The following is a 1,681-nucleotide window of genomic DNA, read 5'->3' on the forward strand; positions in this document are numbered from 1 at the left end:
GCGACATGGCCCAGGCCGACGCCGCGCCGGGCGACGAGGCCGATCAGGGCAACCAGGGCGACACCACGGCGCAGGCCGCAGCCACCGGCGAACCCGCCGAGCCTGCCGCGACGGCGCAGGCAGACGCGGCCGATGCCGACGCTGCCGCCGACGCAGAAGCACGCGACACCGCAGCACCGCACACCCCCGCGACCGACGACGCCCACGCGCCGGCGGCCACGGATTCCACGACCGCCCCGACGGGCGAACCCGAAGCCGCGCCGGGAGAGCGCGCGGCGGATGCGAACGAAGCCGAAGACAACGCCGTCGCGACGACGACCGTGGCTGTTGACGATGCCGATTCCGAACCACAGGCCGACGCGCAACGCGCCGGCCGGAGCCAAGTAAATGAGTGACACCTCCCGCAAGCTGTCGTTGAACAAGCTCTCGCTCAAGCGCGACGCCGCTGCCGCCGAGCAGCCGAAACTGGAAGAACGCCTGCACAAGGTCCTGGCCCAGGCCGGACTGGGCTCGCGCCGGGCGCTGGAACAGCGCATCGCCGACGGCCTGGTCAAGGTCAACGGCGAGGTCGCGCAGACCGGCATGTCGATCCGCAGCGGCGACAAGATCGAGCTGGACGGCCGCAGCTTCGTCGCCAGCGCGCTGACCGAGCCCTCGCGCGTGCTGATCTACAACAAGCCCGAAGGCGAAGTGACCACGCGCGAAGATCCCGAAGGCCGCCCGACCATCTTCGAGGCGCTGCCGGCGCTGAAGGGCGCGCGCTGGATCGCGATCGGCCGCCTGGACATCAACACCACCGGCCTGCTGCTGCTCACCACCGACGGCGAGCTGGCCAACGCGATGATGCACCCCTCCTACGAGATCGAGCGCGAGTACGTGGTGCGCGTGCGCGCCCCGGAAGGCGAGCAGACCGTGCCCGACAGCATGATCGAGCGGCTCTCGCGCGGCGTGCTGCTGGAGGACGGCGGCGCCAAGTTCGACGAGATCGAACGCATCGGCGGCACCGACTCGCACGACTGGTTCCGGGTGGTGGTCAAGGAAGGCCGCAACCGCGAGGTGCGGCGCCTGTGGGAATCGCAGGGCTGCCAGGTCAGCCGGCTCAAGCGCACCCGCTACGGCAAGATCGCGCTGCCGCGCGAATTGCTGCGTGGGCATTCGGTCGAGCTGGCGCAGGACAAGGTCGAGGCGCTGCGCGCCGAACTGAAGCTGGAGGAAGGCACCCCGTCGGCGCTGACCCTGCAGCCGGTGATCGGCCAGCGCAAGGCGGCCAAGGCCACCGTGCAGGTCGGCCGCGGCGGCAACGCCTACGTCAACGGCCACAACACCGCCGACGAAGGCCGCGAGCTGCGCCGCTTCGACACGTTCCGCGAGGACCGCGGCCGCGGCCGCGGCGGCAAGAAGCCGCATGGCGGCCTGACCGTGAGCGGCGAAATGGCCGCCAAGCAGGCGCAGAAGCCGTTCAAGCAGCGCGCCCCGAAGGGCCCCAAGCCGCTGCCGGACGGCAACCCCGCCGCGTTCCGCACCTGGTACGTGCCCGATGGCGTCAGCACCGGCCCGACCGGCCACCGCAACGCCGGTCCCGGCGGTCGTGGCCAGGGTCAGGGCCAGGGGCGTCCCTACGCCAAGCCGCGTCCGGCCGGTGCCGGCGCTGGTGCCGGCGCCGGCCAGGGCCGCGGTCAGG

At 72.2% G+C, this 1,681-nt stretch carries 1 protein-coding gene and 1 pseudogene; both read left to right on the top strand.

Features of this window, described 5'->3' with window-relative positions:
* Positions 1-395: pseudogene (locus tag D180_RS24525) on the top strand (SMC-Scp complex subunit ScpB); the annotation flags it as partial.
* A partial coding sequence (locus tag D180_RS10130; protein WP_017912704.1) for a pseudouridine synthase occupies positions 388-1,681 on the top strand: 1,294 nt, incomplete at its 3' end. The pseudogene D180_RS24525 and the gene D180_RS10130, both read left to right, overlap by 8 nt.

This window comes from Xanthomonas sp. SHU 166, from assembly GCF_000364685.1.
GTDB classification, from domain to species: Bacteria; Pseudomonadota; Gammaproteobacteria; order Xanthomonadales; family Xanthomonadaceae; genus Xanthomonas_A; species Xanthomonas_A sontii.